Raw genomic sequence first — 24,155 nt, forward strand, 5'->3', positions numbered from 1 at the left:
TGGCCGCGCGTTCGCGGCGTCGCACTGGGCAACGAACGGGAAATCGGATGGTCGCAGCCGGAAAACAGACCAGCCCGTCCCCCGCCGGAGTGAGCGGGGGACGGGCCGTTCCGGGGCGTCGGGTCAGAACCTCGGTTCGGGGGCCCGGGCCAGGACCAGGTCCGCCGCTTCCTGTTCCGTCTCCACCGACGGGGGCGAGCCGTCCAGTGGTTTCCGGGCCGTCTCCTTCATGCAGGCCACCGCGATCACGCCGACCAGCGCCGCCGCCATCGCGTAGTACGCGGGCATCAGCTTGTTGCCCGTGAGGCTGATGAGGCCCGTGATCACCAGGGGCGTCGTGCCGCCGAAGAGGGACGCCGAGAGGTTGTAGCCGACCGAGAGCGAGCCGTACCGGACCTGCGTCGGGAACAGCGCGGGCAGGGCCGCCGACATCGTGCCGAGCAGGCAGACCAGGGACAGGCCCAGCATCAGCATGCCGAGGGTGATCGCCGGGATGCCGCCCTGTTTGATCAGCAGGAAGGACGGCAGCGAGAGGAAGAGGAACCCGAGCATGCCCGCCATCAGCAGGGGCTTGCGGCCGAAGTGGTCGCTCAGTTTGCCGAACTGGCCGATGATCAGCATCAGCACGATCATGACGCCCAGCAGGATGAGCAGACCGTGTGTCTCGCTGTAGCCCAGCTCGTCCGAGAGATATGTCGGCATGTACGACAGCAGCATGTAGTCGGCGATGTTGTACGCGCCGACCAGCGCGACGCACAGGATCAGCGTCGGCCAGTACCGCCGGAAGATCTTCGCGAGATCGTCCTTCGTCGCGGCCCCCACCGGGTCCGCCGCCTCCGGGGCGCGCGCGTTCTCCTTCTCCAGTTTCCGGAAGGCGGGCGTCTCGTCGAGCCGCAGTCGCAGGTAGAGGCCGACCAGGCCGAGCGGGCCCGCGACCAGGAACGGGACGCGCCAGCCCCAGTTCTCCATGGTGCCCGAGCCGAGCGTGGCGGTCAGCACGGTGACCAGGCCCGCCGCTCCCACGTAACCGGCGAGCGTGCCGAATTCCAGGAAGCTGCCGAAGAAGCCGCGGCGTTTGTCGGGGGCGTACTCGGCGATGAACGTGGACGCTCCGCCGTACTCCCCGCCCGTCGAGAAGCCCTGGACCAGCCGGAAGAGGATCAGCAGGACGGGGGCCCAGAAGCCGATCGTGGCGTACGAGGGGATCAGGCCGATGGCGAAGGTGCCGACCGCCATCATGATCATCGTCAGGGCGAGGACCTTCTTCCGGCCGATCCGGTCACCCATCGGGCCGAAGATCATGCCGCCGAGCGGCCGGACGAGGAAGGCGACGGCGAAGGTCGCGAACGAGGAGAGCAGCTCGACCGTGTCGTTTCCCGACGGGAAGAAGACATGGCCGATGGTGACGGCGAGGTAGCTGTAGATGCCGAAGTCGAACCACTCCATGGCGTTGCCCAGGGAGGCGGCGTTCACGGCCCGCTTGACGGCGGCTTCGTCGGTGACGGTGATGTCGGACCGGCGCAGCCGGGGATTCTTCCGTTTTCTGATGGTGCGGAAGAGGGTGGGGTGCCGCTTGACCGCGGCGGGGTCGGCCATCTCGTCGTAGTCCTGGCCGGCCATGGCGGGGTCCTTTCCTCGGGGATGGCGGTCCAAGGAAAACTTCTGGCCACTCAGGGCGGTGGCAAACCGGAGTCCCACCGGGTGGGACTCCGGTCGCGCGCTACGTCACCTCAGAGCGCTGCGTCAGCCGGCGGCACGCCTGAGGTTCCGTCCGGCGGACAGGGCCTAGATGCCGAGATCCTTGATGATCTTGGCGACATGGCCGGTGGCCCGCACGTTGTACAGCGCTTGCTCGATCTTGCCCTCCTCGTCCACGACGAACGTCGAGCGGATCACGCCGGTCACGGTCTTGCCGTACATCTGCTTCTCGCCGAAGGCCCCGTACGTCTCCAGGACGGCCTTCGACGGGTCGCTGACCAGGGTGACCTTCAGGTTCTCCTGCTCGCGGAACTTGGCGAGTTTCTCCGGCTTGTCCGGCGACACGCCGATGACGTCGTACCCGGCGCCGGCCAGCAGATCGAGGTTGTCCGTGAAGTCGCAGGCCTGCTTGGTGCAGCCGGGGGTGAGCGCCGCCGGGTAGAAGTAGACGATGACCTTGCGCCCCTTGTGGTCCGCGAGCGATACGTCGTTGCCGTCCGCGTCGGGAAGGGTGAAGGCGGGGGCGGTGTCGCCGGGCTTGAGCCGCTCGCTCATGGTTCTCCTCGGTGAGGTCGGGATGTACGTGGCCGAGCGTAATCGGGGGTGCCGCCGGGTGCGGGGGCGGCGGAGCTGACAGACTGTCCATGTATCAGTGACGAAGGATTACCGGACACGACGACGGAGGCAGCGCGGTGTCGGATTCCAGGACCCCGGCGCAGATCGAGGCGGACATCGTCCGCAGGCGCGGGCAGCTTGCCGAGACGCTCGACGAGATCGGCGTGCGGGTGCATCCGAGGACGATCGTCGGCGATGCGAAGGCCAAGGTGGTCTCCAGTGTGGATCAGACGGCTGGGCGCGCGTTCATCGCCGTGAACAGGACGGTGGCCGGTGTGCGGGCGCAGTTCGTCGGGCCGGACGGCGGTCCGAGACTGGAGCGTCTGGTTCCGGTGGCGCTGGTCGCGGTCGGGGTGGTCGGGCTGCTCGCGGTGTCCGTACGGCGGCGCCGGGGCTGATCCCGGCGGCGGCTGGTCGGGGCTGCCGGACCCTGTGGCGTGGAACGCGGCCGTGGACCGGTAGGTTCTGGGGCGTGAGCGAGAACCTCCAGGTTGAGCACGGTAAACACGGCACGCACGGCACGCGCGAGAAGCTGCCCATCCGGATGCTGCATGACCGGGTGCTGGTCAGCACGGACGTCCCGGAGGGCGAGCGGCGTTCGACCGGCGGCATCCTGATTCCCGCGACGGCGGCGGTCGGCCGTCGACTGGCCTGGGCCGAGGTGGTGGCCGTGGGGCAGAACGTACGGACGGTGAAGCCGGGCGACCGGGCACTGTACGACCCCGAGGACCGCGCCGAGGTCGAGGTGCGCGGGGTGGCGTACGTCCTGATGCGGGAGCGCGATCTGCACGCGGTCGCGGCGGACCGGTTCGAGGGGTCGGAGGACTCCACGGGGCTGTATCTCTAGGGCGTGTCGCGAAGGCAGCGGCGTCCGCCCGGTCCCTGGACAGGGCGGTGTCCGCCCGGTCCCTGGACAGGGCGGTGTCCGCCCGGTCCCTGGACAGCGAGAAGGCCCGGTGACACTGGTCACCGGGCCTTCTCGCTGTCCTCAGGATGCCGGCGTGTTGTCCGCCGGCCCTCTTTTGCTAGCGTGGCAGGACCCCGACGAGACGCGCCGTACCGGGTGAGGGAAAGACGACGCACCTGTTGTCCGCGTTTCGTGCCGGAGGTGCCGTCATGGCCTGGGTTCTGCTTGTCGTCGCCGGTCTCCTTGAGGTCGGCTGGTCGGTCGGGATGAAGTACAGCGAGGGGTTCACCCGGATCTGGCCGAGCCTGTTCACGGGTGCGGGGATCATCGCGAGCATGCTGCTGCTGTCGCGGGCCGCGAAGACGCTGCCGATCGGTACGGCGTACGGCGTCTGGGTCGGGATCGGCGCGGCCGGTGCGGCGGTGCTCGGCATGGTGGTGCTGGGTGAGCCGGCGACCGCCGCCCGGATCTTCTTCGTCTGTCTTCTTCTGGTGGCCGTGGTGGGGCTGAAGGCCACGTCGGGTCACTGACGGCCGGCCCGTGTCAGCGGCCCCGGTTCCTCGGCGCCGGGGCCGGATCAGGGGGCCGGCGGCTCCGCTCCCGTGGCCGGGGCGTGGGACAGGCTGTCGGCGGCGCCCCCGGAGTCGTTCCCTCCGTTGCCCGCGTTGCTTCCCGTGCCCCCGTCGGCCTTCCCGCCGTCGGCGCTTCCTCCGCCGTTGCCGCTGCCGGTGCCGCCGTCGGTGGTGGATCCGCCCGTCTGGCCCTGGGATCCTCCCTGCGTCTGCCCGCCGGTCTGCCCCTGGTTCTGGCCTGGTGACGGCGGCTGGCTCTGGCCGCCGTCCGAGGTCCCGCCGCCGGTCTGGCCCTGGCTCTGTCCCTGCGTGGCGCCCTGGGTCTGCCCCGCGCTCGGTCCGGGAGTCTGGCCCTGCGCCGTGCCCTGGGTGTCCGGCTCCTGCGAGCCCTCGGGTTCGCCGGGTCCGTCCGACTCTTCCTCCTGCGGCGTGGCCACGTCTTCCGAGCCCTCCGCCGGTCGCAGGTCGAATTCCTTCGGGTCGGTGCCCTTGAGGGCGGCCGCCGTGTACTGGCCCCAGATCTGGGCGGGCGGTCCGCCTCCGTTGACCCTGACGAGGCCGAGTGCTCCGTACAGCGGTTTCTGCCGCGCGGTCGTCGGGTCGGCGCCCATGACGGCGACGACCGTGGCCAGGTCGGGGGTGTAGCCGGCGAACCAGGCCGCCTTGTCCTTCTCGGCCGTGCCGGTCTTGCCGACGGCGGGCCGTCCGGCGGACTGCGCGGCGGTGCCGGTGCCGCCCTCGACGACGCTCCGCAGCAGGGCTGTGGTGGTGTCGGCGGCCTCGCGGCTGATGGCCTGCTCGGCCTTCTGCCGGGGCAGCGTGATCTTCGTGCCGTTCCTGCTGACCTTCTTGACCAGGGTGTACGTGCCGTGTTTGCCGTGGTTGGCGAGGGTCGCGTACGCCTTCGTCATGTCCAGGACGCTCGCGGTGGCCGGGCCGAGCGCGATGGACGGGGAGGCGTTCAGGTCGGGGGTGTTCTGGGACAGGCCGAGGGCGACGGCGGTGTCGCGGACGGTGGCCGGGCCGACGTCCTCCGCCATCTGCGCGTAGACGGCGTTGACGGACTTGTCGGTGGCGGTTCTGACGGTGATGGGACCGTAGTCGACGTCGTCCTCGTTGGAGGGGGCGTAGCCGGTGGAGCCGTTCGGGCCCTCGACCAGGTGCTGATTGTCGCCGTCGTAGACGGTGTTCGGGGTGATGAGCCGGCCGTCCTGGGTCTCGGAGCCGTTCTCGACGGCGGCGGCGAAGACGAACGGCTTGAAGGTGGAGCCGACCTGGAAATCGCGGCGGGTCGCGTTGTTCACGTACTGCCGGGTGTAATCGATGCCGCCGTACATGGCGACGACCTGGCCGGTCGCGGGGTCGATGGAGGCACCGCCGACGCGGACGTTGCGGTCGGCCGCGCGGTCGTCGTCGAGGTGCGAGGTGACCTGGTCCTCGACGGCCTTGCCGAAGGCGTCCTGCTTCTTGCGCTGCAGGGTGGTGGTGATGCGGTAGCCGCCGGTGGCGAGGAGCTTCTCGTCGATGATCTTGTTGCTGGTGAGGTAGTCCTTGACGGCCTGGACGATGTAGCCGCGCTGTCCGGAGAGCCCGGTGTTGGACGACCTGATCTCGCCGGGGGCGGGGAAGACCGCCGAGGCCCGGTCGGCGCCGCTGAGCCACTTCTCCTTGACCATGCCGTCGAGAACGTAGTTCCAGCGCCCGAGGACGGCCGGCTTGTTCTCGGGGTGGACGACGACGTCGTATTCGCTGGGGGCGTTGAGGAGCGAGGACAGATAGGCGCCCTCGGCGGTGTTGATGTCCTCGATGTCCTTGCCGTAATAGGCCTGGGCGGCGGCCTGGATACCGTACGCGTTCCGGCCGAAGTAACTGGTGTTCAGATACCCCTCAAGGATCTGTTCCTTGCTCTCCTCGCGATTGAGTTTGATCGCGATGAAGAATTCCTTGGCCTTGCGGACGACCGTCTGTTCCTGGGCGAGATAGTAATTCTTCACGTACTGCTGGGTGATGGTGGAACCACCCTGGGTGCCCTTGCCGGTGACGGTGTTCCAGGCGGCGCGGGCCATGCCCTGCGGGTCGACGGCGGGCTCGTTGTAGAAGTCGCGGTCCTCGGCGGCGAGTACGGCCTGCTGGACGGTCTTGGGGACCTGGGCGAGCCGGACGTTCTCGCGGTTGATCTCGCCGTCGCGTGCGATCTGGCTGCCGTCCGCGTAGAGGTACACATTGGACTGGGCGGTGGCGGCGGCGTTGGCGGCGGGGATGGCGACGAGTTTGTAGCCCGTGATGAAGCCGCCGATGAGGACGAGTGCGCAGATCAGGAACGCGCCGAGGAGTATCCGCCAGGTGGGGAGGAGTCTGCGCCAGCCGGTGCGCTTGGGGCGCTCGGCCTTTGTGGCTTTCTTCTCCTTCTTCTCCCTCTTCTCCTTCTTTTCGTCGCCCTGTGCGTCGAAGGCGTCCGGCGCGGTGGGCGTGTCCTGCCCGAGCTGCGTGTCCTGCCCGTGCTGCGTGTCCTGCCCGTGCTGCGTGTCCTGCGTGTTCTTGGCCTGCTCGTCCTTCGGCTGGTCCTGCTCGTCCTGCTCGTCCTGCTCGTCCTGCGCGCTGTGCTGGCTGTGCTCGCCGTGCTTGTCCGGGGGGACGGGTGCGGAGCCGGTGTCCGTGGGATCGCGCGGGGGCCAGCCCTGCTGTGGTGACTCGTCGCTCATAAGTGTGAAGACTCCTCGGCCCCTGCCGGTGGTTCGCTTCCCGGCATAACGGTGTCGTATCAGGCGTTTCGCGCTGCGGTCCCATGAAACACGGCGCGGATGGACAGGAGACGCCACCCGGATATTCGGTCGCGACGGCCGACCCCCGGGGACTACGGTCGAGCGCTTTGGTGCTGGGCGGTGGGAAGGGGCTGTTGTGCGGCTGTACGCGGTGGTTGCCGCGGGTGGGTTCCGACGCCATGCGACGTATCGTGTGGCCACATTCGCAGGGGTGTTCACCAACACTGTTTTCGGTTTCATCGTCGCGTACACGTACACGGCTCTGTGGGACGAGCGACCGCACCTCGGAGGGTACGACCTTCCGCAGGCCATCACGTATGTCTGGCTGGGCCAGGCGCTGCTGATGACCTGCGCCATGCTGGGCGGCGGTTTCGAGGACGAGTTGATCGAGCGGATCCGTACCGGCGATATCGCCGTCGATCTCTACCGCCCCGCTGACCTGCAACTCTGGTGGATGGCAGGCGATTTGGGGCGGGCCGCCTTCCATCTGCTGGGGCGAGGGATCGTGCCGCTGGCCCTCGGCGCGCTCGCCTTCGATCTGGCGCTGCCGGCGAATCCGCTGACCTGGCTGGCCTTTCTGCTCTCCGTGGCGTTCGGGGTCCTGGTCAGCTTCTCGATTCGCTACCTCGTCGCGCTCTCCGCGTTCTGGCTGATGGACGGGGCGGGAGTCTCGCAGATGGCGTGGCTGGGAGGGATGTTCTTCTCCGGGTCGCTGCTGCCCCTGAACGTCTTCCCCGGTCTGCTGGGCGAGGTGGCACGGGCGCTTCCCTGGTCCTCACTGCTCCAGGTGCCGGCGGACGTCTTCCTCGGCCGGCGCACCGGGTGGGGGCTGGCCGGGGCGTACACCTTCCAGCTCGGCTGGGCGCTGGCGCTGCTGGCGGTCGGGCGAGTGCTCCAGTCGGCCGCGACGCGGAGGGTGGTGGTCCAGGGTGGCTGAGAACATCGCGGAGCAGGCGGCGCGCGCCGGGGTCTCCTCGCCCGCGCCGTCGGAGGTGTCCGGCGAGCCGTGGATTGCGCGGGCGTCGCGCTGGGACGTTCTGCGCGACGGCCTGCGGGCGTACGGCCTGATCGCGGCGATGTGGATGCGGTCCACGATGGCGTACCGCGTGTCCTTCGTCATGACCGCGCTGGGGAATTTCGCGGCGACCGGCCTCGACTTCGTGGGGATTCTGCTGATGTTCTCCCATGTGGATTCCCTGGGGGGCTACTCGTTCGGGGAGGTGGCGTTCCTGTACGGGACGTCCGCCACGGCCTTCGGTTTCGCCGATCTGCTGATCGGTTCGATGGACCGGCTGGGCCGCAGGGTGCGCGACGGCACGCTCGACAGTCTGCTGCTGCGGCCGGTGCCGATACTCGCGCAGGTGGCGGCGGACCGGTTCGCCCTGCGGCGGGTCGGCCGCGTCCTCCAGGGGTCGCTGGTGCTGGTCTACGCGCTGCTGGTGGTGGACATCGAGTGGACGGCCGTCCGGGTGCTGATGGTGCCGATGATGCTGGTCAGCGGTACGGCGATCTTCGCGGCGGTGTTTGTGGCGGGCGGGGCGTTCCAGTTCTGGGCGCAGGACGCCTCGGAGGTGCAGAACTCCTTCACGTACGGCGGGACAACCCTTCTCCAATATCCGCCGACGGTCTTCGCGAAGGACCTGGTGCGCGGGGTGACGTTCGTGGTGCCGCTGGCCTTCGTCAACTGGATGCCGGCGCTGTATGTCCTGGGCCGTGAGGCCCCGTTGGGGCTGCCACGGGCGGTGGCGTTCCTGCCGCCGGTGGTGGCGGTGGGGTGCTGCGCGCTGGCCGGGGTCGTGTGGCGGCTGGGGTTGCGCTCGTATCGCAGTACCGGGAATTAGGGCGACCAGCCGAGAGCCGGGTGGAGCGTGCATGAGCAGGGATACGGATACCGACGTGGATATGGGGGTGGACGTGGACGGGGCGGACGTGGACAGGGCCGGTGTCACGAGCAGGGCGGGTGTCACGAGCAGGGCGCGCGGCGTGACCGGTTCGGCTGATCCGGCCGGTGCGGATTTCATCGAACTGGACGGGATCGAGAAGGTGTTCGACGTGCGGCGCAGGGTGAGCCTGCTGCGCCGCGAGAAGCACCAGGTCCGGGCGGTCGACGGCATCAGCTTCACGGTGGCGCGCGGTGAGATGGTCGGCTACATCGGCCCGAACGGTGCCGGAAAGTCCACGACCATCAAGATGCTCACGGGGATTCTGACCCCGAGCGCCGGGCGGTTGCGGGTCGCGGGCATCGATCCGTCCCGGGAGCGTACGAGGCTGGCGCAGCGCATCGGCGTGGTCTTCGGGCAGCGCACCACGCTGTGGTGGGACCTGCCGCTGATCGACTCGTACCGGCTGATGCACCGGATGTACCGGGTTCCGGACGTGCGCTTCCGGGCGAATCTGGAACGCTGCGTCGAACTGCTCGATCTCGGGGAGCTGTTGAAGGTACCCGTACGGCAGCTGTCGCTCGGCCAGCGGATGCGCGGCGATATCGCGGCGGCGCTGCTGCACGACCCGGAGGTGCTGTATCTGGACGAGCCGACCATCGGGCTCGATGTGATCTCCAAGGCGAAGGTGCGGGGGTTCCTGCGGGAGCTGAACGCGGAGCGCGGCACGACGGTGCTGCTCACCACGCACGATCTGACGGACATCGAACAGCTCTGCCGGCGCGTGATGGTGATCGATCACGGCCGGCTGCTGTACGACGGTACGCCGGCAGGGCTGCACGAGGTGGGGGAGAGTGAGCGGACGCTGGTCGTCGATCTGGAGCGTGAGCTCCCACCGATCACCGTGCCCGGCGCGCGGGTGGTGAAGGTGGAGGGGCCGCGGCAGTGGCTGGCCTTCCCGGCGACGGAGTCCGCGGCGCCGCTGGTCGCACGGGTCGCGGCGGAGTATCCGCTGGTGGACCTGTCGGTACGGGAGCCGGACATCGAGGCGGTGATCGCCAAGATGTATGCGGACCGGTCGGCTGTATGAGGGTGGGCTCGCGGGCCTGGCGGCCTGGCGGCCTGGCGGGCCTGGCGGCCTGGTGGGCTGTGTGACGTGGGCCGCACTGTTGACTAGTCTGCTGGTATGACGAGTGAGCGGCCTGATACCCGTGCTTCCGATGCCGAGCGTGAACAGATCGCGGAGCGGCTGCGCGAGGCCGTGGCCGAGGGCCGACTCGACATGGAGGAGTTCGAGGAGCGCCTGGAGGCCGCCTTCACGGCGCGCACGCATGGCGAGTTGGCGCCACTGGTACGGGATCTGCCGGCGCCCGGTACGACGATGGATGTGACGGGCACCGACCGGTCCGGCACCGGCTCGCTGTCGGGCTCGGGCTCGGGTTCGGCTTCGGGGGCTGCCGTGGGCTCCGGCTCGGCGGCGCGTTCGAGTTCGGGCACCGGCGCCTGGGCGGAGCGGATCGGCCGGGAGCCGGCCACCTCCAACGGCGCCTTCGCGTTCTGGGGCGGCTTCGCCCGCAAGGGTGCCTGGACGGTGGGCCGCAACTTCACCGCGGTCGTTTTCCAGGCAGGCGGCGAGATCGATCTGCGCGAGGCCAGGTTCGCCGAGCGCGATGTCGTGATCCGGTGCTACACGGTCATGGGCGGAGTCCAGGTCACCGTGCCGCCGGACATGGATGTCGAGGTCAGGGGATTCGGCCTGATGGGCGCCTTCGGCGAGGCGGGCGGGGCGCGCGAGACGGAGATCAGTCCTGGTTCGCCGCGCGTGATCGTCACGGGATTCGCGCTGCTGGGCGGTGTCGGCGTGGAACGCAAGATCCGGGACGCGGAGAAGCGCCGCCTGAAGGAGGAGCGCAAGCGGCAGCGCCTGGAGAAGAAGGTGGACCGCAAGGAGCTGGACTAGGGAGCTGGACTGACGACGGGACGGCGGCGGCGACCTCCGGCGGTCCCCGCGTACCTCGGATCCCCGCGTACCTCGGATCCCGCACATCGCGGGCCCCCGCGTACCTCGGATCCCCGCGTACCTCGGGTTCCCGCACATCGCGGTCCCCGCGTACCTCGGTTCCCGCACATCGCGGTCCCCGCGTACCTCGGGTCCCGCACATCGCGGTCCCCGCGCACCTCGGGCCCCCGCGTACCTCGGATCCCGCACGTCGCGGGCCCTCGCCTACCTCGGGTCCCCGCACACCTCGCGCCCTCACCTACCTCGGGACCCGCTCACCTCGCTGCTCACGTCACAGCTGGGCCGGCGCTCTTCCCTCCAGGACCTGGAGATCGATGGCGCGGCCCATCGCGCGGTAGCCGGCGTCGCTCGGGTGCAGATGGTCACCGCAGTCGTACGCCGGACGGAGCCTGTCGGGGGCGTACGGATCGCGCAGCACCCGGTCGAAGTCGATGACCTCGTCATAGACGCGGCCGGACCGGATCTCGGCGTTGACCGCGGTGCGTACGGATTCGTTGGCCGCGTTGTGACGGGGGTGCCCGCCGGACGGTGACAGCGTGGACCCGACGACGCGCAGCCCACGCGCGTGCGCCTGCCTGGTGAGGTTCCTGAGTCCGGCGGTGATCCTCGCGGGGTCGCGCTCGCCGGCGCCGATGATGTCGTTGATGCCGAGGTCGATGACGACGACCTTGACGCCGGCCCGGTCGAGGACGTCGCGCCGGAAGCGTGAGACGCCCTTCGCGCCGCTTCCTTGCCGCAGCCGGTCGCCGAGGACGCGGTTCCCGCTGATGCCTTCGTTGACCACGCCGATCTGCTGGTCGCGCAGCCTGGCGGCGAGCGTGTCGGGCCAGCGGTGGTTCGTGTCGGTGCGGGAGCCGACCCCATCGGTGATCGAGTCGCCGAAGGTGACGACGGCGCCGCGCGCCGCGCGGTTGAGGACATCGACGGCGGTGAGATAGCGCCAGACCCTGGTCGGCTCGGTGTACGCGGTCCCGTCGAGGTCCTCCGTATGGTCGCCGTTCGCGAGGTACGAGGTCTGCAGCGCGCGCGGATGGAACGTGACGGGGCCGCCGGGCGCCGGGGTGTAGACCGTGACCAGCAGATCACTGCCGGGCCCCACCCGGAGCGGCGCGGGATCGCTGATGATCTGACCGCCGGGCGGGACGGTCACGGCTGTACGGCGGCCGAAGGTCAACTGCCGCATGGTCCCGGTGACGGCGGCGGCGCCCGTGCCGCTGCCGGCGGCCCCCTGTTGATCGGCCACGCCCACGGCGACCGAGGCGTGACCGATCAACAGGGGACTGGCGCTGTAGAGGTTGGAGAGGGTGATGCGGACACCGGTGCCGCCGATGCTGGTGTGGACGACGTTACGGATGGAACGCCCGGGGTGGCCCGTCGGTGCGCCCGGTTCCGCCCCGCCCGGTGCGGCGGCCCAGGTGCCGGTCCAGATGCCGGCCGAGGCGGGCGCGGCGGTCCCCACCGGCGTACGGGCCTGGGTACGGGTGTCCCGCGACGAACCGGCGGCCGAATCGCGCGGGTCCGGGTGCCCGCCGAGGACGGCGAACCCTCCGATGATGGCGGCGCATACCAGCGCGACGACTCCGACAAGTGCCCCGAGCAGGGCAAACCCGCGATGTCTGGTCATGGCTCCCGTGCCCCCCGTATCTGCCCCACAGCGACGTACAGCACACATCATCCGACATCACGCGGGAACTCGACGTCCGCCTCGGGAGTCCCCCTGGGAGAGAGAATGCCCATGGGCGGGTCATGGGCACGATGACGTACGCGGACGGGTGGACCGGATGGAAGACAGCAATCAGGAGAAAGCGGCGCGTGACGGCGGCGGCGCGGGCGGGACGGAGACGCCCGCACCGCCGTCCGGCCCCTTGAGCTCCTCCGGCCCCTTGAGCTCCTCCGGCCCGTCCGGCCCGTCCGGCTCATCGAGCGCGTCCGGTTCCTCCGGGGGGCGCTCCCGGCTGACAACGCTGGGCTCCTTCTCGTACACGGCCGCCGATGAGGAGAAGCGGCGCGGCGTCCGCCGGATGAAGACCACGGCCACCGCCCTGCTGCTGCTCGTCGCCCTGATCTACGCCCTCGCCACCTGGGGGAAGAACTCCGGCCTGGGCGGCTGGACCGCCTATGTGGCGGCGGCGGCCGAGGCGGGCATGGTGGGCGCGCTGGCCGACTGGTTCGCGGTCACGGCGCTCTTCCGGCGTCCGCTCGGGCTGCCCATCCCGCACACCGCGATCATCCCGAACAAGAAGGACCAGCTCGGCGCCTCGCTCGGCGCGTTCGTCGGGGAGAACTTCCTGTCGGCCGATGTCGTACGGGCCAGACTGCGCGCCCTCGGTATCGGCAGCAGGCTCGGCACATGGCTGGCCGAACCCGATCACGCCGACCGGGTCACCGCCGAACTGTCCACCGCGCTGCGCGGCGCGCTGACCGTCCTGCGGGACTCGGACGTCCAGGCGGTCGTCGGCGAGGCGATCACCCGCCGCGCGGAAGCCGCGGAGGTCGCCCCCGGTATCGGCAAGACACTCGACAAGGTCGTGTCCGACGGCGCCCACCACCGGGCGGTCGACCTGATCTGCTCCCGTGCGCACGACTGGCTGGTGCGGCACGGCGACTCGGTCATGGACGCGGTCCAGGGCGGGGCGCCGGGCTGGACGCCGCGTTTCGTCGACCGCAGGATCGGCGACCGCGTCTACAAGGAACTGCTGCGCTTCATCACCGAGATGCGTGACATGCCCGACCACCCGGCGCGCGGCTCGATCGACCGTTTCCTGCGCGACTTCGCGACCGACCTCCAGTCGGACACGGACACCAGGGCCCGGGTGGAGCGTCTGAAGTCGGAGCTGCTGTCGCGCCCCGAGGTCCAGGACGTCATCGCCTCGGCATGGTCCTCCGTACGAGCGATGATCATGTCCGCCGCGGAGGACGATCACAGTGAACTGCGCCTGCGGGCACGTGCTTCGCTGCTGTCCCTGGGGGCGCGGCTGGCGACGGACAGCCGGTTGCAGGGGAAGCTGGACGGCTGGATCGAGGACGCGGCGGCATACGTCGTATCGACGTACCGGGGGGAGATCACGTCCCTGATCTCGGACACGGTCGCGAGCTGGGACGCCAACGACACGTCGAAGAAGATCGAGGCGAACATCGGCCGTGACCTGCAGTTCATCCGGATCAACGGCACGGTGGTCGGCGCGCTGGCGGGGCTGGTGATCTACACGGTGGCGCACGCGCTGGGCGCGTAAGCCCAGTCGCGTATCCGCGCGGACCGGCCCTCCCGAGGGCGCGTACGCCCCGGGAGGGCCGGGCCCTCCGGACGGATCAGACGCCGGCCCGGCGGGTGACGGCCCAGGACGCGACGGCGACCCCGCCGGCCACGGTGAAGACGGCGGGCCAGGCACCGAGCTTCCTGGCGAGAGGGTGCGACCCGGCGAAGGCGGCCACATAGGTGGCGGTCAGCCCGACCGCGGCCTTCGTCCCACCGCTCTGCTGCCACTGACGCGCGGCCACGACACCTGCGGCCGCCAGCGCGACTCCACCAAGAGGACGCTTCTTGGTCCACCGGGCGATCCCGTAGCCCCCGACGATCCCACTCGCCGCCACGGCCGCCGCTGGAATCTTCGCCATCACTGCCACCTCTGTGTCGTCCTATGCACTGATCCGAACTCGACGGACCATAACGCCGCGCCGGCGGAACTCCTTCCCACCCGCTGAACGCACGGGACGCAAGAGAGCGGCACAGTGCGCTGGCACGCGACTGCTCCCTTCGGTCACGGGCAGGAAGCCCTCATACCTTGAACGTCCCCCGCCGCCGCGGCCATCGTCACCTGTCTTGTACGCAACTGCGTCTGGCGACCACCCGTCAGCCGCGCGCGCCACCAGCCTCGCACCGAGCGCCAGGGCAGAGGCTGCGCACCGGGCGGCCTGTGCCCTGGCGGGGACCACAGCGGTCCTGACCAGCAAGGCAGCACTGCCGCTGTCCCGGCTACCGCGTGCGGTCGCCGGCTCGCGTCCTGAGGGCGGAACAGGACAGTGGTAATACCGCAAGAGGCGCGTTCAATCTCATTGAGGCGCAGCCTTGTTGGTTGCGTACGTGGCCCCCTTGGGCTCGTACGTACCGGCTCACAGAAGGCCGCTCAGTGGAGAACAGGGTTGCACGAAATTGGTGATTTTGCACTATTAATTCCTATATTTGCCTAGTAGTGACCTGGCGGCTACTTTGCAGGGGTAAGTTTCGATGGAGATCGACCGAAAAATCAAAGAACGAGCTCGTTGAGACGAGCGGCATAAGGTGGTATAAGGAGAAGGTGCGCGAAGGAGATCGTAATAAGGCAATCGATGAGTCAATGGTGGCATTCAAGGAAGGACTGCGGCGACATAAGCAGCCGATTCAGGTAGTTCGTGAGTTTATAACTCATGGAACGTGCGCGGTTATCAATCAAGCTCAGCATGCTGAGCTGAGAGAGCGTGTTGCTGCCGAACTTGACGTTCACCCAAATCGAGATGTCTACACTGTCGGATCCGCAAAGCTGGGATTCAGCATCAAGCCTAGTCGTCGATACGGCCGGTTTAATGACGAGTCGGACATAGACGTAGCTGTAGTCTCACCGGATCTCTATAGCAGAATATGGCGAGAGACAAGGGCTTTCATCGAGTCGAAAGAACCTTGGGCTACCAAAAAATCTGACGAATTCAAAAAGCAGCATCTCGCCGGAAGAGTAAGTCCTAAGAACATTCCCAAGGCATCTCCGCTGATACCGACTGCAACTCGGTTGTGGGACATTGGTCGAAGACTCCAGAATGAGCGCGTGGCGGGGCCCTATCAGATAACATTCGCAATTTGGTTCGATATGGAAGTTCTCGAAAACTATCAAGCGAACACAGTGGCTGACTGTCAAAAAATTGAGGGACTATGAAAACCACCGCAACAAACAAAAAAGTACGCGAGCTCATGACGATGATTACGGAGCAAACCCTTATTGCACAACCCGAATTTCAGAGGCGTCTTGTTTGGACGAATCGCCACAAGCAGCTCTTTATTCAGACTGTAATAGAGGGAATGCCATTTCCTGAAATTTTCATTTGCGATGGACCCTATGATCTAGATACCGCAGCCGGAAGTACTTACCTTGTTGATGGGCAACAACGGGTCACGACTCTTTATCAGTACTTCACGGGTTCCGATCAGTTTAAGCCGGGAGGAACTGTAACTCCTTATGCTGACCTTGCAATCGAGCAGAAACGGTCATTTTTGAATTATGACGTTGTCGTAAGAGATCTTGGTCCATTGGCATCGGATGAAGTCAAAGAAGTTTTTCGCAGAATGAACTCTACAAATTACAGTCTTAATGCAATGGAGGTGAATAATGCTCGATTTGATGGCGCCTTGAAGAATGCTGCAGAACGAATGAGTGTGTGGCCAGTTTTCGATGAGCATCGAGTATTCAATGCTGCGGATATTCGGCGTATGACAGATGTTAGATGGTGTCTGGATGTCATCATTACGGTGATCTCGGGCTACTTCAGCCGCAGTGATGCGCATGAGGACTACCTGGAGCGCTACAACGATGCTTTCGAGGAAGGAAAGGAGGTAATTTCGAATCTAGCGGACTGTTTCGCCCTTTTGTCTGAACTGAAAGTGGATGACAAAAGTAGGGCGTGGCAGAAGAATGATCTTTTTACTTTGATTGTTGAGATTTACCGTCTTGGCGCCGATAAATGCAAAGATCAAGATGGTCTCTCCGAAGCGCTAAGGAAATTCTTTAGCGATGTGAGTAATGTTGCTGCGGGAGGTGCGCCTTCATTTTATGAAGATGCTCGCCAGTATCACACGGATGTAATCTCTGGAAGCAATGAAAGGGCTCGCAGGGTCCGACGTGGTGAAGTAATTCATGAAGTCATTTCCAGTTTCTTTAACGTGGCTAAGAAAAATGAAAATGAACGAATCGACGACTGAATATTCTGTGCTGATGCAGTTCGAGGGGTTTAATGCCCTGGCCTTCTGGGCGGGGCATTAAACCTCGCGCGATTGCTAACGCTCGCGGAGAGGAAGTAGTGCTAAAGCAGCACTACTTCCTCTCCATTGCCGAGGGGGCCTCATTCCCCTTCTACCTTCGATTCTCAGCCGGCGGCGATGGTCGAGTAAGTCCAGACATCCGCAGGGAGTTGCTGGTGAAGCTGCCAGACGATGCCCATGGGCTTGCTGCCCTCGTGCGAAGCGTAGTCGGCCGGACCGAGTAGCATCCACGGCTGGGCGCCGCCAATGTCTGTCTTCTTGTAGCGGCGCACGAAAAGCAGCACGTGTGTGCCAGCCTCTTGGTGAGACTGATAGCGGATGCCAGTAGGCGAGGTCTCCGATGTTTGATTCTGCGACTCCCAATGAAAGAGGGTGTCGCTCATCGCGTAGTCCTTGTACCGCGTCTGGGGAGAGAAGTCCTTCTCGTCCTTTTCCAGGGTGATGAGTAGGGCGTCGGTCTTGGCCCGGTCACACCAGCGCACACCTTCGCGGAAGTGGCCGGGCATCGAGCTTTCAAGCGTGGATTCGCCGAGGGCGGTGAGGATCTCTTCACGGCTGTAGGAGGCATGCACTCGCAGCGGAAGGTTGCTATGAGCGCCAGGAAGGGCGGGCGTGACATGGTCCAGGTGATTCAGGACGTGAGCGAGCACCTGCCGAAGCTCGCTGCGCGCGGCGTCCTGGTGACGGAGAGACGCGAGGCCAGTTTGGTATGTGTCGAAGCCGCCCAAAGGCCAAAGCGTGAAGAACAGCATGCGTGCGTAAGCGCGGTCCAGTTCGTTGAGTTCCTTGTACGACGGCGCATCGTCTTCCAAGAGACGTGTGTACGCAGCAGCTCGGGTTGGGTCGTCGACGTGAAGGAAGGCTGAGGCTCGCTTCAGCAGTGTGACCTCGCCGTCCGGCGCTACCTCGGGCAGCAGATTTGCGCGGCGAAGTAGGCCGGTCCAGGAATGATTGGCCCCTCGGTAAAGCTCTTTGATCTCGCGGCCACTCTCCGCCAAGTAGACGGAAAGACGACGTTCGCCGATGTGCCGCACTTCGTTGGCGAGCTGAGCCACATTCACGCCAATCTGAGTGCGAATGTTGTCAATGATCAAATCCTTGGCCTTCGGTTCAAGAATGATCTGACATCCCGAAGGAAGTTGAGGGAAGTCATGCTCGATGGCGGCGACAAGGCGGTTGCGGGTGAGGTTTGTGAGAGATCGGAACTGTTCTTCGAAGCGGAATTCCTTGCGGTGCTGACCGATGAAGTCCAGCACCGTAAGCACAGCCTTGCCCTCACAGCGACGTAGACCGCGTCCTAGTTGCTGCAAGAAAACGGTGGCGCTTGATGTCGGACGAAGGAGAAGCAAGGTGTCGACGTCGGGAATGTCGAGACCCTCGTTGAAGAGATCGACGGAGAAAATGACCTGAAGTTCTCCGGATCGAAGTGCGTCCAGGGCGAACTTTCGCTGATCGGCCGGCGTCTGACCAGACAGTGCGACTGCGTTGAGGCCTGCTTGTTGGAAGAATTTCGCCATAAAATGTGCGTGATCCACCGATACGCAAAATCCCAACGCGCGCATGCGGCCCGGATCGGCGATCTTTTCCTCAACGGCCTTCACAACCAGACGGGCGCGAGCGTCGTTTCCTGTGAAGAGGTTGCTGAGTGCCGTGAAGTCGTATGAGCCGCGCTTCCATTGGATTGCAGTCAGGTCGGTGGTGTCAGTGATCCCGAAGTAGTGGAAAGGCGAGAGGAGATCGTTCTCTAGAGCTTCCCAGAGGCGCATCTCTGCGGCGATTCGCCCATCGAAGAACTCGTCCTGGATGTTGAGGCCATCCATGCGTTCCGGTGTGGCCGTCAGGGCAAGAAGCTCAACAGGGGTGAAGTGCTCGACGATCTTGCGATAGGTTGCTGCGGTTCCATGATGGAACTCATCGATGACGACGACATCAAAGTGATCGCGAGCCAGTCCTTCCAAGGCGCGAGCATTAAGCGATTGGACGCTGGCGAAGACATGTTTCCAGGCCGACGGAATTTCACCGCCGACCAGCAGTTCCCCGAAGTTTGCCTCATTGAGAACGCCTTGATAAGTGCGCAGTGACTGCTCCAAGATCTCCTTGCGATGAGCAACGAAGAGAAGTCGCAGATCGCGGCCGAGCTTCTTGCGGAGTCTCCTGTAGTCGAGCGCGGCCATCACTGTTTTACCTGTACCGGTGGCAGCGACCAGCAGGTTGAGATGTCGATTATGGATGTCTCGTTCAACCTCAAGGCGCTCCAACATGTCCTGCTGGTGCGGATACGGTCGTACCTCCAGCCCGGACAAGGTGATACTCCTTCCGCTCGCGGTCATGGAGCCCCCACTGGCCTGTCGGAGCGCCTCGTCGAGGCGATCTCCGTGGAGAGCGGGGTCATACATCTCGAAGGCGGCTTCGCTCCAGTAGGAGTCAAAAGTGGCCTCGAATTTCTTCACCACGTCGGGAGTTGAGACTGATGAGAGTCGAACATTCCACTCAAGTCCATCGAGGAGAGCGGCTTTGGAGAGGTTTGAGCTGCCGACGTATGCCGTGTCGTATCCGGAGCTCCGTCTGAAGAGCCACGCCTTTGCGTGCAGGCGGGTTGAGCGCAGTTCATAGTTCACCTTCACTTCGGCGCCGAACTCCTGGATCAGTCGATCCAGCGCGCGGCGCTCAGTGGCGCCCATGTACGTCGTCGTGATGACCCGGATGGGCACCCCGCGCTCGCGTGCTGTGCGCAGTGCACCCTCCAGGACACGCAAGCCATGCCACTTAACAAAGGCACACAGAAGGTCCACACGGTCTGCGGTAGCCAGCTCCGCGCGAAGTTCGAACCCGAGGTTCGGATCCTCAGGGGCATTGGTGAGCAGGGCGGTGTCGGACAGAGGCGTGGCCGGGCGTATGGCGTAAACCCCGGGCGCCTTCTGCTCTGCGATGGCCATGAGTTGCCGCGGACCATCGGCAACCATGTCGACCCACTCTCGGGCGCCGGCCAAGGTACTGACCGAGTCGAGGATGTGGTTGGCCGCGTGGACTCGTTCGTCGGCAGGCAAGCCACGCAGGACGCGCCGGACGGTGTCGGCAACGTGCCGAGCCAGAATGTGGGGTGTGGACTCGATACCCACCGCGGCATCGATGGCCCGCCACCCTGTCCCCTCCAGATGCTTGAGCCGCTCTTCGAGCCGCAGCGTGATCAGCTGCTCGTAGAGGCCAGTTGCCGGGGCTACGTCGTCCAGCGCGTCTGTCATCCAAGAGTTCCTTCATTGAAGTCATTTGAAGCTGCATGCTCGCATGTGATTTTTGCAGCAGCCACTGACATTCCGGCGTTGAAGGAACTGAGGAAGGGTCTGCATCCCGGGCTACGCCACCCCGTGGCACTCCCGGTACGCCCGGCCCGAGCCGCACCAGCATGACGCGTTCCTGGAGGGGGGCCACGGGGTGGCTCGGCCTCGGGCCGCCAGGGTGGTGGCGTACTGGGGGAGGAGAGCGGGGTCGGCGGGGGTGGTGGACTCCGAGGCGGCGAAGGCTTCGTAGGAGGGGAGCGTGCCCGTGACGATGCCCAGGTTGGGGGTGCCCGTGGTGGAGAGGTCGCGCAGGGAGGATTCCAGCTGGGCGAGGTGGGCCTCGTGGGAGGGGTACTCGGCGGTCAGGGAGGGGTACGCGGCGAGGAGTTCCCGCAGTTCCGGTTCGGTCCATCGGAGGACCGCGACCGGGAAGGGGCGGGACAGGGCCGTGCGGTAGGAGCCCAGTTCGGCGCGGAGGCGGGTGATCTCGGCCTGGAGTTCGGCGGGGTTGTCGGAGCCGAGGGACCAGAGGCGCTTCGGGTCGTGGAGTTCGTCCAGCGTCACGGAGGCGGGATTGACACGGTCCGCGAGGCCGTCCCAGTCGTCGTGCTCCAGCCCCAGCATCCGGCGGACGCGGTGGCGGCCGATCAGCAGGGCGTGCGTCGGGTAGGGGACCTCCTCGCCCGGGTTGAGGAGCAGGTTGACGGCCGAGGTGAAGGAGTCGTGGGCCGCCTCCAGCTCGTCGTGGGCCTCCAGGGTCTCCGCGACGATCTCCCACGGCGCCGGGTCAAGCGGCGCCGCGGCGCGCAGGCCGTCGATGATCGCGCGGGCCTCGGCCTCATGACCGTACTCCCAGAGGTTGGCGGCCTGGAGGGCCTTCACCAGGTGGGGGTGGTCCGGGGAGGCCGCGAGGAGGGTGTCGTAGAGGCCGGTGGCGCGGTGGCGGTCGCCGGCCAGTTCCAGATGCGCCGCGGCCTGGAGGAGCAGGGGCTCGTGGTCCTCCGGGTACTGGGCCGCGGTGCGCAGCAGGCGCTCGGCTTCCGTGGTGTGGTCAGCAGGCATGTCGGGGCGCATGGACCACACCGTACTGCCGTACGGGGCCGGGGGCGGAGGGGTGGGGGAGATGAGGTCCGGGCCGGGCCTGTTCCCTTCGTCTATGGTCCTGCCGTGTTCAGACACCGTCCTCATTTGCTCTGGCTGTTCGTTCCCTTCGTGCTGTTCCTCGCGGCGCCCGCCTGGGTGAACCGGGTGGATCCCGTCGTCCTCCGGCTGCCGTTCCTCTTCCTCTGGCTGCTCGCGGCGACCCTCGTCACGCCGGCCGCCGTGTGGCTGGCCTACCGCGGTGACCGGCGGGCGCGTCGGCGGGCGCGGCCACTGCGGCGGGAGGACACGAAGTGAACGCGGTGATCGCGACCTCGGTCTTCGGGGTGTTCATGGTGGGGACCGTCGCCCTCGGGCTCCTCGCCGTACGGGGCGGGAGGAGAGGACAGGGACCCGGCGGAGGCAGGGGCGGGGGTGGAGGTGGAGGCGGGAGCGGCGGCGGGCTCGCCGAGTGGTCGGTGGGCGGACGCGGCCTCGGTGCCGTATTCATCTGGGTGCTGATGGCCGGCGAGGGCTACTCCAGCTTCAGCTATCTCGGCGCCGCGGGCTGGGGATACGACTACGGCGCACCCGTCCTCTACGTCGTCGCCTACATGTCCTGCGGTTACGCCGTCGGCTATGTGGTCGGACCTCTGCTGTGGAGCTATGCCCGCCGCCACGACCTGGTGGGCATCACCGACATGATCGCCCACCGTTTCGGACGCCCCTGGCTCGGCGCCCTGACCGCCGTGCTCGCGAGCCTCTTCCTGCTGCCGTACATCCAGCTCCAGATCACCGGCATGGGGGTGGTCGTCTCGACCATCTCGTACGGGGCGGTCAGCCTCGACCGGGGCTACTTCATCGCCTTCGCCGTGACCACCGGCTTCGTGGTGGTGAGCGGGCTGCGCGGCAGCGCGTGGGTCTCGGTACTCAAGGACGTGCTGGTCATCGGCTCGCTCGGCTTCCTCGCCGTGTACGTACCGCTGCACTACTTCGACGGGTACGGTCCCCTCCTTGACCGGCTGGTGGCGGAGAAGCGCGCGTGGCTGACGCTGCCGGGGCACGGCGACAGCGGCCTGGGCGGGGCGTGGTTCGTCACCACCTCGCTGCTCAACGCGCTCACCGTCGTGATCTTCCCGACGACCGTCGCCGGGTACCTCGGCGCGCGCGACGCCGACGCGCTGCGCCGCAACGCGATCTGGCTGCCCGCCTACAACGTGCTGCTCTTCGTGCCGATGCTGCTCGGCATGGCCGCCCTCTTCGTCGTCCCCGGCCTCACCGGGGCCGGCTCGAACCTCGCGCTCTTCGAGCTCGTCGTCGACGCGCTGCCCGCCTGGGCGGTCGGCGTCATCGGAGTCGCCGCGGCCCTCTCGTCGATCGTGCCGATGGCCGTGTTCATGCTGGTCATCGGGACGATGTGGGGGCGCAGTGTGTTCTCGCTGCTGCCGCGCTGGAAAGCGGAGGCACGGCAGAAGAGCGCCGCGCAGATGGTCGTCGTGGCGGTCGGCGTGATCGCGCTGGTACTGACCTACGCCGCTCCCCACACGCTGGTGCGGCTCTCCCTCATCTCGTACGAGGGGATGGCGCAGCTTCTTCCCTTGGTGCTCCTGGGGCTGGTGTGGCGGCGGCTCACGGCGGCCGGTGGGGTCAGCGGGCTCGCCGTAGGGGTCGGGGTGGTCTGCGCGCTGGTCTTCACCGACCACGATCCGGTGTGGGGGATGAACGCCGGGATCGTCGCACTCGCCGCGAATCTGGTGGTGGCGCTCGCCGTGACGTACGCCGGACCGCCCGACCGGGACGGCCGGGAGGACGGGGATGTCCTCGCTCGCGATCCCCTGACCGAAGAGGGGGAGGGGTACCGGGGCGCCGAGGGGGAGGGCGCGGCCGGCGAGCGTGCAGCCGGCGAGCGTGCAGCCGAATCCCACGGTCACTGAAGAGCGATCGTGTATAACGGCTGGAGTGGCTTGTGTCGTACGGATGTGTCGGCAGGCACGCCGATGTGTCGGCAGCCACGCCGAACGCCCGACGAGCTGGTTGAGCGGTTCGGGCCGACGAGGCGGATGAGCCGACGAGCCGCTTGAGCCGCTTGAGCCGCCGGGCCGGATGAGCCGACGAGCAGGATGAGAGATGAGAGGAGCAGGCCATGGTCCGCGGTGTGTTTCGCCTGCTGCGCCCCGCCGGGCTGTTCCTCTTCCTCCTCACCGAAGTCCTGCTCGTCGACGCCGGCAGCCTCTCCGCCGCCGTCACACTCGCCGCCACCGCCGCGGCCGGCTCCGCGCTCGCCTTCTGCGCCGTCATCAGCGCGCGTTCCGTGCCGGCCGTACCGCACCACCGGGTACGGACCGCCATCCGCGACCGTGAGCAGCGCACCGCCTTCCTGCCCCAGCGGGATCCTGACGCCTCGGGCCGTACCAGAGCCCGAGCCCCCGGCCGTCGCCTGCCGACGGCCGTGTAGGGGTACAGCTCTCTTTTCCAGCACCCCCGTTCCCGCACCCCCGCGCGGGTCGTCATGCCGAGCAACGACACTCATCCGGCACGACGAGACCCCCGGAGGGCTCACCATGCACGTCTTCGCCGACCTGGTCGGAAGCTTCGCCGACCTGCTCCAGCCGGTCTTCCACACCGGTGCCGCCGCCGCTGCGATCATCCTCTTCACCGCCTGCGTACGGCTCGCGATCCACCCCCTGTCCCGGGCGGCCGCGCGCGGCCAGAAGGCCCGTACGAAACTCGCGCCGCAGATCGCCGAGGTGCGCAAGGAGCACGCCAAGAATCCCGAGCGCATGCGGAAGGCGCTCATGGAACTGCACGCCGAGGAGAAGGTCTCGCCGCTGTCGGGCTGCCTGCCGAGCCTGCTCCAGATGCCGGCGTTCTTCCTCATGTACCACCTTTTCGCCAACCGCCGGATCGGCGGCCGGCCCAACGAACTGCTCGGCCACTCCCTCTTCGCCGCGCCGCTCGGCGACCGCTGGACCGACGCGCTCGCGCACGGCGGGCTGCTCGGAGGAGCGGGGCTGGTGTACGTGGCCCTCTTCGTGATCGTCGCGGGCGTCGCCACCTTCAACTTCCGGCGCATGAAGCGGCAGATGGCGACCGCGCCCATGCCCGTGATGCCGGCCGGCCCCGACGGGCAGCGGGTCCCCGGCGTGGGCGCGATGACCAGGATGATGCCGCTGCTCTCCTTCGCGACGCTCTTCACGGTCGGGGTGGTGCCACTGGCCGCCGCGCTGTACGTGGTGACCAGCACGACCTGGACGGCGGCCGAGCGGTACTTCCTCTACCGGGACGCGCCGCTCGCGGGGGCGCTGGCTCCCGCCGTGTAGGGGTCCTGGCGGGGGCCGT

At 67.0% G+C, this 24,155-nt stretch carries 21 protein-coding genes and 1 riboswitch; of the genes, 14 read left to right on the top strand and 7 right to left on the bottom strand.

Features of this window, described 5'->3' with window-relative positions; translation table 11 throughout:
• Window positions 1-123 precede the first annotated feature (123 nt).
• Together proP and bcp are read right to left on the bottom strand one after the other, a co-directional pair.
• On the bottom strand, window positions 124-1,620 hold the full coding sequence (gene proP / locus ACIBAE_RS04460; RefSeq protein WP_399282299.1) for a glycine betaine/L-proline transporter ProP: 1,497 nt from the start codon (window positions 1,618-1,620) through the stop codon (window positions 124-126).
• A 165-nt stretch (window positions 1,621-1,785) separates the two neighbouring features.
• Window positions 1,786-2,253, bottom strand: a complete 468-nt coding sequence (gene bcp / locus ACIBAE_RS04465) for a thioredoxin-dependent thiol peroxidase (protein ID WP_399282300.1) — start codon at window positions 2,251-2,253, stop codon at window positions 1,786-1,788.
• Window positions 2,254-2,390: 137 nt separating this feature from the next.
• On the opposite strand from bcp, the gene ACIBAE_RS04470 reads away from it, so the two are divergent.
• From ACIBAE_RS04470 to ACIBAE_RS04480, 3 genes are all read left to right on the top strand, one after another.
• A complete protein-coding gene (locus tag ACIBAE_RS04470) occupies window positions 2,391-2,711 on the top strand; it encodes a DUF3618 domain-containing protein (protein ID WP_399282301.1) in 321 nt (106 codons plus the stop codon).
• Between the two features lie 146 nt (window positions 2,712-2,857).
• On the top strand, window positions 2,858-3,160 hold the full coding sequence (locus ACIBAE_RS04475; RefSeq protein WP_399282569.1) for a GroES family chaperonin: 303 nt from the start codon (window positions 2,858-2,860) through the stop codon (window positions 3,158-3,160).
• Window positions 3,161-3,330: 170 nt separating this feature from the next.
• A riboswitch (guanidine-III (ykkC-III) riboswitch) is annotated at window positions 3,331-3,397 on the top strand.
• A gap of 32 nt (window positions 3,398-3,429) precedes the next feature.
• Window positions 3,430-3,750 (top strand): DMT family transporter, encoded by a 321-nt coding sequence (locus ACIBAE_RS04480; protein WP_399282302.1) that lies wholly within the window; start codon window positions 3,430-3,432, stop codon window positions 3,748-3,750.
• Between the two features lie 47 nt (window positions 3,751-3,797).
• Here the strand turns inward: ACIBAE_RS04480 and ACIBAE_RS04485 are convergent, their stop codons facing one another.
• The gene (locus ACIBAE_RS04485) at window positions 3,798-6,494 is read right to left on the bottom strand and encodes a transglycosylase domain-containing protein (protein WP_399282303.1); all 2,697 of its coding nucleotides are present in this window, start codon (window positions 6,492-6,494) and stop codon (window positions 3,798-3,800) included.
• Window positions 6,495-6,690: 196 nt separating this feature from the next.
• Between ACIBAE_RS04485 and ACIBAE_RS04490 the strand changes: the two genes are divergently transcribed.
• From ACIBAE_RS04490 to ACIBAE_RS04505, 4 genes are all read left to right on the top strand, one after another.
• Entirely contained in the window at window positions 6,691-7,491 is an 801-nt protein-coding gene (locus ACIBAE_RS04490; protein WP_399282304.1) for an ABC transporter permease, read from the top strand.
• Between the two features lie 55 nt (window positions 7,492-7,546).
• On the top strand, window positions 7,547-8,395 hold the full coding sequence (locus ACIBAE_RS04495) for an ABC transporter permease (protein WP_399282570.1): 849 nt from the start codon (window positions 7,547-7,549) through the stop codon (window positions 8,393-8,395).
• Window positions 8,396-8,426: 31 nt separating this feature from the next.
• Window positions 8,427-9,524, top strand: a complete 1,098-nt coding sequence (locus ACIBAE_RS04500; RefSeq protein ID WP_399282305.1) for an ATP-binding cassette domain-containing protein — start codon at window positions 8,427-8,429, stop codon at window positions 9,522-9,524.
• 96 nt (window positions 9,525-9,620) lie between these two features.
• On the top strand, window positions 9,621-10,394 hold the full coding sequence (locus ACIBAE_RS04505) for a DUF1707 domain-containing protein (RefSeq protein WP_399282306.1): 774 nt from the start codon (window positions 9,621-9,623) through the stop codon (window positions 10,392-10,394).
• A 331-nt stretch (window positions 10,395-10,725) separates the two neighbouring features.
• On the opposite strand, the gene ACIBAE_RS04510 is transcribed toward ACIBAE_RS04505, so the two are convergent.
• Window positions 10,726-12,078, bottom strand: a complete 1,353-nt coding sequence (locus ACIBAE_RS04510) for an SGNH/GDSL hydrolase family protein (protein ID WP_399282307.1) — start codon at window positions 12,076-12,078, stop codon at window positions 10,726-10,728.
• Window positions 12,079-12,235: 157 nt separating this feature from the next.
• Between ACIBAE_RS04510 and ACIBAE_RS04515 the strand changes: the two genes are divergently transcribed.
• Window positions 12,236-13,687: a DUF445 domain-containing protein gene (locus ACIBAE_RS04515; protein WP_399282308.1), complete on the top strand. Its 1,452-nt coding sequence runs from the start codon at window positions 12,236-12,238 to the stop codon at window positions 13,685-13,687.
• A gap of 76 nt (window positions 13,688-13,763) precedes the next feature.
• Here the strand turns inward: ACIBAE_RS04515 and ACIBAE_RS04520 are convergent, their stop codons facing one another.
• A complete protein-coding gene (locus tag ACIBAE_RS04520) occupies window positions 13,764-14,069 on the bottom strand; it encodes a hypothetical protein (RefSeq protein WP_399282309.1) in 306 nt (101 codons plus the stop codon).
• A 680-nt stretch (window positions 14,070-14,749) separates the two neighbouring features.
• Between ACIBAE_RS04520 and ACIBAE_RS04525 the strand changes: the two genes are divergently transcribed.
• Both ACIBAE_RS04525 and ACIBAE_RS04530 read left to right on the top strand, forming a co-directional pair.
• Window positions 14,750-15,358 carry a hypothetical protein gene (locus tag ACIBAE_RS04525; protein ID WP_399282310.1) on the top strand — a complete coding sequence of 203 codons (609 nt, stop codon included), beginning with the start codon at window positions 14,750-14,752 and terminating at the stop codon, window positions 15,356-15,358.
• Complete coding sequence (locus ACIBAE_RS04530) at window positions 15,355-16,398, top strand: DUF262 domain-containing protein (RefSeq protein WP_399282311.1); 1,044 nt, start codon at window positions 15,355-15,357, stop codon at window positions 16,396-16,398. The genes ACIBAE_RS04525 and ACIBAE_RS04530 overlap by 4 nt, the downstream gene beginning before the upstream one ends.
• A 164-nt stretch (window positions 16,399-16,562) precedes the next feature.
• Here ACIBAE_RS04530 and ACIBAE_RS04535 read toward each other — a convergent pair whose 3' ends face one another.
• Together ACIBAE_RS04535 and ACIBAE_RS04540 are read right to left on the bottom strand one after the other, a co-directional pair.
• Window positions 16,563-19,700: a DUF3427 domain-containing protein gene (locus tag ACIBAE_RS04535; protein ID WP_399282312.1), complete on the bottom strand. Its 3,138-nt coding sequence runs from the start codon at window positions 19,698-19,700 to the stop codon at window positions 16,563-16,565.
• Window positions 19,701-19,811: 111 nt separating this feature from the next.
• Window positions 19,812-20,810, bottom strand: coding sequence for an SEC-C metal-binding domain-containing protein (locus tag ACIBAE_RS04540; protein ID WP_399282313.1), 999 nt, complete (start codon window positions 20,808-20,810; stop codon window positions 19,812-19,814).
• Between the two features lie 93 nt (window positions 20,811-20,903).
• Here ACIBAE_RS04540 and ACIBAE_RS04545 point away from each other — a divergent pair, with 93 nt between their 5' ends.
• From ACIBAE_RS04545 to ACIBAE_RS04560, 4 genes are all read left to right on the top strand, one after another.
• Window positions 20,904-21,134, top strand: a complete 231-nt coding sequence (locus tag ACIBAE_RS04545) for a DUF3311 domain-containing protein (RefSeq protein WP_399282314.1) — start codon at window positions 20,904-20,906, stop codon at window positions 21,132-21,134.
• Window positions 21,131-22,750 (top strand): sodium:solute symporter, encoded by a 1,620-nt coding sequence (locus ACIBAE_RS04550; protein WP_399282315.1) that lies wholly within the window; start codon window positions 21,131-21,133, stop codon window positions 22,748-22,750. Before ACIBAE_RS04545 ends, ACIBAE_RS04550 begins: the two co-directional genes overlap by 4 nt.
• A 209-nt stretch (window positions 22,751-22,959) precedes the next feature.
• Window positions 22,960-23,271, top strand: a complete 312-nt coding sequence (locus tag ACIBAE_RS04555) for a DUF6412 domain-containing protein (protein ID WP_399282316.1) — start codon at window positions 22,960-22,962, stop codon at window positions 23,269-23,271.
• A gap of 106 nt (window positions 23,272-23,377) precedes the next feature.
• Window positions 23,378-24,136, top strand: a complete 759-nt coding sequence (locus ACIBAE_RS04560) for a YidC/Oxa1 family membrane protein insertase (RefSeq protein WP_399282317.1) — start codon at window positions 23,378-23,380, stop codon at window positions 24,134-24,136.
• Window positions 24,137-24,155 lie beyond the last annotated feature (19 nt).

This window comes from Streptomyces sp. NPDC051569 (assembly GCF_044454085.1).
Taxonomy (GTDB): domain Bacteria; phylum Actinomycetota; class Actinomycetes; order Streptomycetales; family Streptomycetaceae; genus Streptomyces.

Coding starts and splice junctions, on each gene's coding strand:
- proP (WP_399282299.1), bottom strand. CDS start 1,620: ATGGCCGGCCAGGACTACGACGAGATGGCCGACCCCGCCGCGGTCAAG.
- bcp (WP_399282300.1), bottom strand. CDS start 2,253: ATGAGCGAGCGGCTCAAGCCCGGCGACACCGCCCCCGCCTTCACCCTT.
- ACIBAE_RS04475 (WP_399282569.1), top strand. CDS start 2,858: ATGCTGCATGACCGGGTGCTGGTCAGCACGGACGTCCCGGAGGGCGAG.
- ACIBAE_RS04480 (WP_399282302.1), top strand. CDS start 3,430: ATGGCCTGGGTTCTGCTTGTCGTCGCCGGTCTCCTTGAGGTCGGCTGG.
- ACIBAE_RS04485 (WP_399282303.1), bottom strand. CDS start 6,494: ATGAGCGACGAGTCACCACAGCAGGGCTGGCCCCCGCGCGATCCCACG.
- ACIBAE_RS04500 (WP_399282305.1), top strand. CDS start 8,427: ATGAGCAGGGATACGGATACCGACGTGGATATGGGGGTGGACGTGGAC.
- ACIBAE_RS04505 (WP_399282306.1), top strand. CDS start 9,621: ATGACGAGTGAGCGGCCTGATACCCGTGCTTCCGATGCCGAGCGTGAA.
- ACIBAE_RS04510 (WP_399282307.1), bottom strand. CDS start 12,078: ATGACCAGACATCGCGGGTTTGCCCTGCTCGGGGCACTTGTCGGAGTC.
- ACIBAE_RS04515 (WP_399282308.1), top strand. CDS start 12,236: ATGGAAGACAGCAATCAGGAGAAAGCGGCGCGTGACGGCGGCGGCGCG.
- ACIBAE_RS04520 (WP_399282309.1), bottom strand. CDS start 14,069: ATGGCGAAGATTCCAGCGGCGGCCGTGGCGGCGAGTGGGATCGTCGGG.
- ACIBAE_RS04530 (WP_399282311.1), top strand. CDS start 15,355: ATGAAAACCACCGCAACAAACAAAAAAGTACGCGAGCTCATGACGATG.
- ACIBAE_RS04535 (WP_399282312.1), bottom strand. CDS start 19,700: ATGACAGACGCGCTGGACGACGTAGCCCCGGCAACTGGCCTCTACGAG.
- ACIBAE_RS04540 (WP_399282313.1), bottom strand. CDS start 20,810: ATGCGCCCCGACATGCCTGCTGACCACACCACGGAAGCCGAGCGCCTG.
- ACIBAE_RS04555 (WP_399282316.1), top strand. CDS start 22,960: ATGGTCCGCGGTGTGTTTCGCCTGCTGCGCCCCGCCGGGCTGTTCCTC.
- ACIBAE_RS04560 (WP_399282317.1), top strand. CDS start 23,378: ATGCACGTCTTCGCCGACCTGGTCGGAAGCTTCGCCGACCTGCTCCAG.